The organism is Streptomyces lonarensis, from assembly GCF_012033735.1.
In the GTDB taxonomy this organism is placed as follows: domain Bacteria; phylum Actinomycetota; class Actinomycetes; order Streptomycetales; family Streptomycetaceae; genus Streptomyces; species Streptomyces lonarensis.
The window spans coordinates 1-8,505 of record NZ_JAAVJD010000226.1 but is presented as its reverse complement, the minus strand read 5'-3'; the positions used below and the strand labels follow the sequence as shown (position 1 = coordinate 8,505).

Genomic DNA, 8,505 nt, shown 5'->3' with positions numbered 1-8,505 from the left:
CCGGCCCGCGCGCCGACTTCACCCGCAGGTGTGGGTGACGTCGGCGCGCTCGCCGCCTGACGCCCGCCGTGCCGGCTCTCACCCGTTCCGGCGACGTCCCGTCCCTGGTGGCACAGCCGCGGGCCGTGCGTACCAGGGGTGCGGTACCTCAGGGGGAGGAGCGCCGCGCGCTGCCTTCCTAGAGTCGGGAGCATGACGATCCGAGCCGCGGGCGGCGAGCGCCGCCCGCCGGGCCGGGCGGTCCCTGCCCTGGCCTCTCCGCGCGCGCCCGGTGTCCCGACCGCCGCCCAGGTGCCCCGGCTTCGGACCACGGCCGTGCATCCCACCCACGAGACGAGCAGGCAGTGACACCCCACCCCCGCCACGCCCCCGCCCCGCCGCCCCGACCGGACCACGACCCCGGCCGGCCGCCGCCCGGCCGCCGGCCCGACTTCTCGCACCTGGCCCGGGAGCCGTGGACGCGGGACATCCTCCTCGGCTTCGGCGTGCTCGTGCTCTCCCTCGTGGAGTTGGACCGGGCCGTGGTCGGCCTGTACGTCCGCTCGCCGGTGGTCTTCGTCGTGGCCGTGCTGCTCGCCGGCGCGGTCGCCTGCCATCGGCGCGCTCCGGGCGTGGCGCTGCTGCTGGGCTGGCTGATGCTCCTCGCGCAGATGATCACCGGCGCGCAGCTGTTCCTGGCGCAGTTCGCCGGGGTGCTGGTGCTCTACGGGGCGGCCCGCTACGGCACCACCGCGGTGGTCTGGATCTCGGGGGTGTCGGTCGTCGGAGCGGTTGCCTTCGCGGTGGCGCACAGCTACCTCCACGGGCTGCAACTCCTGGGCGCCTACCAGTACGGGGTGTGGCTGCCGCGGTTGCTCGACGCCCGGGGCGCGGTCACGCTGCTGCTGCTCACGGCCCTGGCGGTCTGTGCGCTGCCGTGGCTGCTGGGGCTGGTGCTGCGGCTGCGGGGCGCCGCACGGGCGTCGCGTGAGAAGTCCGCCGCGGACGAGGAGGCGCGGCTGCGGGCGGAGGCCGAACGGTCGGCGGCCGAGGCGCAGCGGTTCCAGGCGGAGGCGCAGCGCTCGGAGGCGGAGGAGATCGCCCGGCTGCGCGAGGGGCAGGCCCGGCTCGCCCGCGACGTGCACGACGTCGTCGGGCACTCCCTCGCGGTGATCCTCGCCCAGGCGGAGTCGGCGCAGTTCCTGGCGGACGACGACGTCGAGGGCAGCCGCCGGACGATGGCCAACATCGCTGTCTCCGCCCGCCAGTCGCTGCGGGACGTCCGGGAGGTGCTGGCCTCCATCGCCGGTCCGGACGGGCCGGGGCTCCAGCCGACCGGCAGCCCCGACACCCTCATCGAGGACGTGCGGGCCGCCGGTGGCGAGGTGCGGGACCATGTCATCGGGGCGCCGCGTCCGCTGCCGTCCAACGTGGAGACGGTCGCGTTCCGGGTGCTCCAGGAGATGCTGACCAACGCCCTGAAGCACGGTGTGCGCGGGGAGCCGCTGCTGGTGGAGCGGCACTGGGGCGACCAGTTGAGAATCGAGGTGCGGAACGCGGTGAGTCCGGGAACAGCGGTCGGGGTGTCCGGCATGGGGCTGGAGGGGATGCGGGCGCGTCTGGAGACGGTGGGCGGCCGGTTGTCGGTGGCGCGTCATCCCGGCCACGCGGCGGACGAGGACTCCGCGGACGACCCGGCGACGGTCTGGGCGCCCGTCGGCGGCGGACGGCGGCCGGACAGCTACACCGCCACCGCCTGGATTCCGCTTCCCGCGGTAGGGCCCCGCACGTGAGCGCGGCGGACGAGCGTCCGACGACGCCGCCCACGCCGCTCACCGCGTCCGACGGACCGGTCGGGCCGGCCGCAGCGCCCGGCGGCTCCGCCGGCTCCGGGGCCAACTCGGCGCCCGACCTCCCGCCGGCACCGCCGGCCGTTCCCGCGCCGGAGGCGCCGGCACCGCCGGCCGGGGCGGGTGGCGGTGGCGAACCGGCGCCCATCCGGGTGCTGCTCGTCGACGACCAGGCGCTGTTCCGGGAAGGGGTGGCCGTCATGGTCAACGCCCAGCCGGGGATGACGGTGGTCGGCCAGGGCGCCGACGGCGCCGAGGCGGTGCGGCTGGTGGACGAACTCAGCCCCGACGTGGTGCTGATGGACATCCGGATGCCGGTGCTCGACGGGGTCGAGGCGACCCGGCAGATCTTCGGCCCCAGCCGCGGCGCGCGGCGTCGGAGGCCGGTGCGGGTGGTCGTGCTGACCACCTTCAACCTCGACGACCGCGCGGCCACCGCCATCCGGTACGGGGCGAGCGGCTTCCTGCTGAAGGACACCACCCCGGTGATGCTCGGCGACGCGATCCGCACCGTCCACGCCGGGAACGCCGTCCTCGCCCCGCAGGACCTCGCGACCCTGCTGGAGGGCACCTTCCGCCCCCGCCGCCCCGCCCCGCCGGGGCTCGACAACCTGACGGTCAAGGAACGCGAGGTGCTGGCGGCGGTCGCTGCCGGCCTCAGCAACGCCGAGATCGGGGCCAAGGTCTTCGTCAGCGAGTCCACCGTGAAGACCCACGTCGGGTCCATCCTGCGGAAGCTGGGGCTCCGCGACCGCGTGCAGATCGTGGTCTTCGCCCACGAGCACGGCATCGCGGGGGAGGGCCTCTGATCTGACGGCGTCGGCCCGTGCGCGGGCCGATCGTGAGCCGCGTGTCTCCGTCGCGCCGTCCACAGGCTGTGGACGGCGCGACGCCGTTGTCCGGGTGCCCGTCGAGCCCGCAACGCCTTGCCAACATTTCTTTGCCAAAGAGTCTTTGCAAAGAACTGTTGGCGTTCTACGCTGCTGTCCATGCGCAGCGAGGGAAACGACCCGACGGACGATCCGACACCCGACTCGGCGGCGGTGGACCACGACGGGGACGGCACGCCGTCCCGCCCGGCGGACGGTTCGCGGCCCGACCCCTTCGCCGGACGGACCGCGGCGCGTCTCGACGCCCGCAGCCTCCGGGCCGTGGCCCACCCCCGGCGGCTGCGAATGCTGGGCGAGCTGCGACGCCACGGCCCTTCCACCGCGACCCGCCTCGCCGCGAAGCTCGGCATCAACACCGGCTCGGCCAGCTACCACCTGCGTCAACTCGCCGACGCCGGGCTGGTCACCGAGGACCCGGCGGAGGGCACCTCGCGGGAACGCTGGTGGCGGGCCGCCCACGAGATGACCCGATTCGACGACCGCGAGCTGCTGGTGCGGGAGCCGGAGGCGTCGATGGCGTACATCCAGGCCATCGAGTCCTTCTACACCGCCCGGCTGCGCAGCGGCGTCGAGGCGTACCAGGACATGCCCCGCGAGTGGCAGCAGGTCTTCACCATGTCCGACGTCTCGCTCCGGCTCACCCTTGCCGAGGGCGAACGGCTGCGCGACGAGCTGGCCGAGGTCCTCGCCCGGTACCGGTGGGAGGACCCGAACGCGCCCCGCGAGGTGCCCGATGATGCCGAGTACGTCATCGCGGTGACCCTGGTGCTGCCGGAGCCGGCCTCGCGCGAGGATGCCGAGCCCGGTGCCCAGGGCGGTGCCGGCAACCCAGGGTCCGGGGAGGAGCGGGGCGGGGCGGACCGTTCCGGTCCGTCGGCCGACGCCGGGCCGGAGCGGTGAGCGGCGCCGCGACGGACCCGCCGATACCCGCGCCGGGACCCACGGTGGGGGAGGGGCCCGGGAAGGGGCAGGGACTGCGCCCCCTGGTCGGGTTGCTCGCCGCGCTCGCCGTCGCGCTCACCGGCACCCGCGTCTCCGCCATCGCGATCCCGTGGTTCGTGCTCGTCACCACCGGCAGCGCGACCCGGACCGGGCTGGTGGTCTTCTGCGAGATGGCGCCCTACGTGCTGGCGAAAGCCCTGTCGGGCCCGGTGCTCGACCGGACCGGTTCGCGACTGATCTCGTGGACCACCGACCTCGCCAGCGCGCTGGCCGTCGTCCTGATCCCGTTGCTGTACTTCGCCGACGTGCTGCCGTTCTGGGGGCTGCTCGCCCTGGTGGCTCTGGCCGGGGCGACGCGTGGGCCCGGCGATCTCGCCAAGCAGGTCATGGTCCCCGAAGCGGCCGACCGCAGCGGTGTGGTGCTGGAGCGCGCCACCGGACTGGCGGGGATGGTCGAGCGGCTGGCCTCGACGGTCGGCCCGTTCGCCGGCGGTCTGCTGATCGCGGTCACCGGGCCGATGGCGGGCCTGCTGGTGAACGCGGTCTGCTTCGCGCTCGGCGCGGTGATCGTCGTCGCTGTCCTCCCCCGGGGGATGGGCCGATCTCCCGACCGCGGCGTGAGCGCGGAGCCTGCGTCGTCACCGGACGCGACCCCTTCCCCGACCGCGCCGGTTGCCGATGTGGCGCCCGCCCCGGCGTCGACGCCCGGGCAGACGAACGGCGCCGAGCCCCGGGAGAAGCCCGGCCGCGCGCCGGACGCGCCGGACAAGAGGGGCGCGCCGGACGCACCGGACAAGAGGGGCGCGCCGGACGAGAGGGGCGAGAGCGACGGCGGGTACTGGCGCCGGCTGGCCGGAGGGTTCCGGTTCCTGCGCACCCAACCCCTGCTGCTCCTGCTGTACATCACCGCGGCGGTGACCAACCTGCTCGACGCCGCCTTCACCTCCGTGATGCTGCCCGTCTGGGTCGAGTCCTCCGGCCACGGGCCCGCCGCGATCGGACTGCTCGCGGCGGCCATGGGCGGGACCGCGGTCCTGGGGAGCGCGGTCGCCGCGATCTGGGCGCACCGGCTGCCCCGGCGCGCGGTGTACTTCGCCGGATACCTGGTGGTCGGGGCACCCCGCTTCCTCGCGATGGCCTTCGGCGCGCCGCTCTGGGTGGTCGCGCTGACCTTCGCCGTCGGCGGGTTCGGGGCGGGCTTCCTCAACCCCGTCATCTCGGCGGTCTGTTTCGAGCGGATACCGCGGCCGCTGCTGGGGCGGGTCACCTCGGTCGGGTCGTCGCTGGCATGGGCCGGCATTCCGCTGGGCGGGCTGTTCGGCGGCCTCGCCGTCACGGCGGTCGGTCTCGTGCCGGTGCTCGTCTGCTCCGGCCTGCTGTACGCGCTCGCCACCACGGTCGCGGGCATGCGGCGGGAGTGGCGCGAGATGGACCGCGCCCGCGCCGCGGCCCGGCGGGCGGGACGCACTACCGGGCCCCGCCCCGGCCCACCCCCGGTCGGGCCGGACGGAGACGGCGGCCGGGAGCCGGCGGCTCGGACTGCGGGCGGGGCCGGACGGCTCTGACGTAGGTCCGGACCGGCGGACCGGCGCGGGCGACTGAGCCTCCTGCCCGCCGGTCGCTGCCCCGCTGCCCCGCTGCACGACTGCGACACGCCGAAGTCCCGGCGTGTCGCAGTCGGTTTCCCGACGCGGTTCGTAGCGCGGCGCGGGGTCGCGCGCCCCCGGCGTACCCACGGCCGCTCCCGGCCGTTCCGGCCACGCGGACGTCGTCGCCGTGGCGCTCCCGCGCCCGCCGCCACCGGCGGTGCGTCGTTCCGCACCCGGCTGCCGGGCGCCGCTGTCGGAGTTCTTCCGGTTGTACGACCTTTGCGTCGCCGGGATGGCGCGCCTGGGGCACGGGTAGTTCCCGGCCGTCCGGGTCACCGGACGGCACGAACAGCTCAGGAAGGCTCCCCCGGTGTCAGCACAGCCGTTCACACTGCCCGACTTCTACACCCCGTATCCGCCGCGGCTCAGCCCGCACGTGGAGCAGGCACGGCAGCACACCCGTGCCTGGGCCCGCCGCATGGGGATGCTGGAGGGCTCGGGCATCTGGGAGCAGCGCGATCTCGACGCCCACGACTACGCGCTGCTGTGCGGGTACACCCACCCCGACACCGACGCCGACATGCTCAGTCTGATCACCGACTGGTACGTGTGGGTCTTCTTCTTCGACGACAACTTCCTGGAGGCGTACAAGCGCACCCAGGACCGCGAGGGCGGTAAGCACCACCTCGACCGCCTCCCGGCGTTCATGCCGATGGACCTCGCCGCCGGCTTCCCCGAGCCGGAGAACCCCGTCGAGGCCGGCCTCGGTGACCTCTGGCGCCGCACGGTCCCGGAGCGCTCGGCCGCCTGGCGGGCCCGGTTCGCCGAGTCCACCGAGCACCTCCTCAACGAGTCGCTGTGGGAGCTGTCCAACATCAACGCCGGGCGCATCGCCAACCCGGTGGAGTACATCGAGATGCGCCGCAAGGTCGGCGGTGCCCCCTGGTCGGCCGGGCTCGTGGAACACGCGGCCGGTGCCGAGGTACCCGCGGCGGTCGCGTCCTCCCGGCCGTTGCGGGTCCTGCGAGACTCCTTCTCGGACGCGGTCCACCTCCGCAACGACCTCTTCTCCTACCAGCGGGAGGTCGAGGACGAGGGCGAGCTCAGCAACGGCGTGCTGGTGCTGGAGCGCTTCCTCGGCTGCTCCACGCAGGAGGCGGCCGACGCCGTCAACGACCTGCTCACCTCCCGGCTCCAGCAGTTCGAGCACACCGCCCTCACCGAACTCGCCCCGCTCTTCGCCGAGCACACGCTCCCCCCGGCCGCCTGCGCCGACGTCCTCGCGTACGCCAAGGGGCTCCAGGACTGGCAGGCCGGCGGCCACGAGTGGCACCTGCGCTCCAGCCGCTACATGAACGACGGCGGGGCCGCCGCAGGCTCCGGGTCACCGCTGACCGGCGGCTGGACGGCGCCCGGCCCCACCGGTATCGGCACCGCCGGGCAGGTCGTGCTCGGTGCCCAGGTCAAGGCGCTGCTCGGCAGCGCCCGTTCCGGCCTGCGCGGACTGCGGAGCCACGGCCACACCCCGCACCAGCGGGTCGGCCCGTCGATCCTCCCGGACTTCGACATGCCGTTCACCGTCCGGCTCAGCCCCCACCTGGAGAGCGCCCGACGCGCCACGGTGGAGTGGGGCGAGGCCATGGGCATGCTCCAGCCGCAGCCGGGTGTCCCCGCCTCCGACATCTGGGACCGCGACCGGCTCGCCGGCTTCGACTTCCCGCTCTGCGCCGCCGGCATCCACCCCGACGCCACCTCCGACGCCCTGGACCTCAGCTCGCAGTGGCTGACCTGGGGCACCTACGGCGACGACTACTTCCCCGTGGTGTTCGGCCGCACCAGGGACATCACCGCGGCCCGCGCCTGCAACGCGCGCCTCGCACTGTTCATGCCGCTCGAGGGCGCCTCCGCCGTGCCGCCCTCCAACGCCCTGGAACGCGGACTCGCCGATCTGTGGGCGAGGACGGTCGCCCCCATGCCGCCCGCCGCCCGGGTGTCGTTCCGCGCCTCGCTGGAGACGATGACCGCCAGCTGGGTGTGGGAGCTGGAGAACCAGGCGGCGCACCGCGTGCCCGACCCGGTGGACTACATGGAGATGCGCCGCGCCACCTTCGGCTCGGACTTCACCATGAGCCTGTGCCGCCTGCGGCGCGCGGACGCCATCGGCCCGGAGGTCTACGCGAGCGGGCCCGTCCGCTCGCTGGAGAACGCCGCGGCGGACTACGCGTGCCTGATCAACGACGTCTTCTCGTACCAGAAGGAGATCGAGTTCGAGGGCGAGGTCCACAACTGCGTCCTCGTCGTCCAGACCTTCTTCGAGTGCGACTACCCCACGGCGCTGCGCATCGTGGACGACCTGATGCGGTCGCGGATGAGCCAGTTCCAGCACGTCGTCGCCCACGAACTGCCGGCCCTCTTCGACGACATGCAGCTGGGCACCGAGGCGCGCGAGGCGATGGGCGCCTACGTGAAGGACCTGGAGAACTGGCTCTCCGGCATCCTCCTCTGGCACCGCGAATGCCGCCGCTACCGGGAGGAGGACTGCCTGGAGGCGGTCCGGGCCCAGTCGGCCGCAGCGGCTCCGCCGCTGCCGAGCGGCGCGGCGCCGCGCCTCACGCCGGTGCCGTCCTCCGCCGCGGTGCCGCAGGCACCGCAGCGGCCCGGGGGCTCCCGCTCCCGGTTCCACGGCCCGCCGCCCTTCCCCTCCCGGTGCGCGACCACCGACCGGGTGACGGAGGAGGACCCGTTCGCGACGCCGGCCGTCCGGACTCTGCTCGCCGACCCGGGCGACCTCCCGGCGGTGGCCCACGGGCCGGTGTCGTTCGGCGCCGGATGCGCGGCGGTGCCCGGGGCGCGGGTCCCGGAGTCGGAGTCGACCGCAGCCGCCCCGGCCCGCCCGGTGGTCCCCGCCGGGCCCACGGGCCTCGGCACCGCCGGCCTCCGCCCGGCCCTCGGACGGCCCGCCGGGCACTGAGGCGACGGGGGCGGGCACCCACGGCACCGGGTGGGACCGGTTCGGCACCGGCGCGCTCCGGCACCGGTCGGCGGTGGGTGCCCGTCGCCGACCCAACCGGTGTGCCGGCCCCCAATGGCGCCGGTGGCCGTGGGCGCCGGCGCACCCGCCCCGCTGTCGGCCACCGGGACGGCGCCTGCCCGTAGCGTCCGATCTGCGCACGCCCTGCCCGGTCTGCCCCTCCGGCGCCGGCTGCCCCGTCTGCGTACCCCGCCCCCGCCGACCCGGTGTCGCCGCCCGCTCCG

At 75.0% G+C, this 8,505-nt stretch carries 5 protein-coding genes; all 5 read left to right on the top strand.

The features are described from left to right. The first annotated feature begins 344 nt into the window (after positions 1-344). Entirely contained in the window at positions 345-1,772 is a 1,428-nt protein-coding gene (locus tag HCN56_RS21030) for a sensor histidine kinase (protein ID WP_167973476.1), read from the top strand. Between the two features lie 203 nt (positions 1,773-1,975). Then, positions 1,976-2,638, top strand: coding sequence for a response regulator (locus HCN56_RS21025; RefSeq protein ID WP_312871342.1), 663 nt, complete (start codon positions 1,976-1,978; stop codon positions 2,636-2,638). A gap of 180 nt (positions 2,639-2,818) precedes the next feature. Beyond that, positions 2,819-3,619 carry a helix-turn-helix domain-containing protein gene (locus tag HCN56_RS21020; protein ID WP_167973472.1) on the top strand — a complete coding sequence of 267 codons (801 nt, stop codon included), beginning with the start codon at positions 2,819-2,821 and terminating at the stop codon, positions 3,617-3,619. 23 nt (positions 3,620-3,642) lie between these two features. Then, entirely contained in the window at positions 3,643-5,226 is a 1,584-nt protein-coding gene (locus tag HCN56_RS21015; RefSeq protein WP_420918958.1) for an MFS transporter, read from the top strand. A 394-nt stretch (positions 5,227-5,620) separates the two neighbouring features. Then, the gene (locus HCN56_RS21010; RefSeq protein WP_312871340.1) at positions 5,621-8,221 is read left to right on the top strand and encodes a terpene synthase family protein; all 2,601 of its coding nucleotides are present in this window, start codon (positions 5,621-5,623) and stop codon (positions 8,219-8,221) included. Positions 8,222-8,505: the final 284 nt, after the last annotated feature.

Bases quoted from the DNA above. Each gene is read 5' to 3' on its own strand.
- HCN56_RS21020 (WP_167973472.1), top strand. From the start codon at position 2,819: ATGCGCAGCGAGGGAAACGACCCGACGGACGATCCGACACCCGACTCG.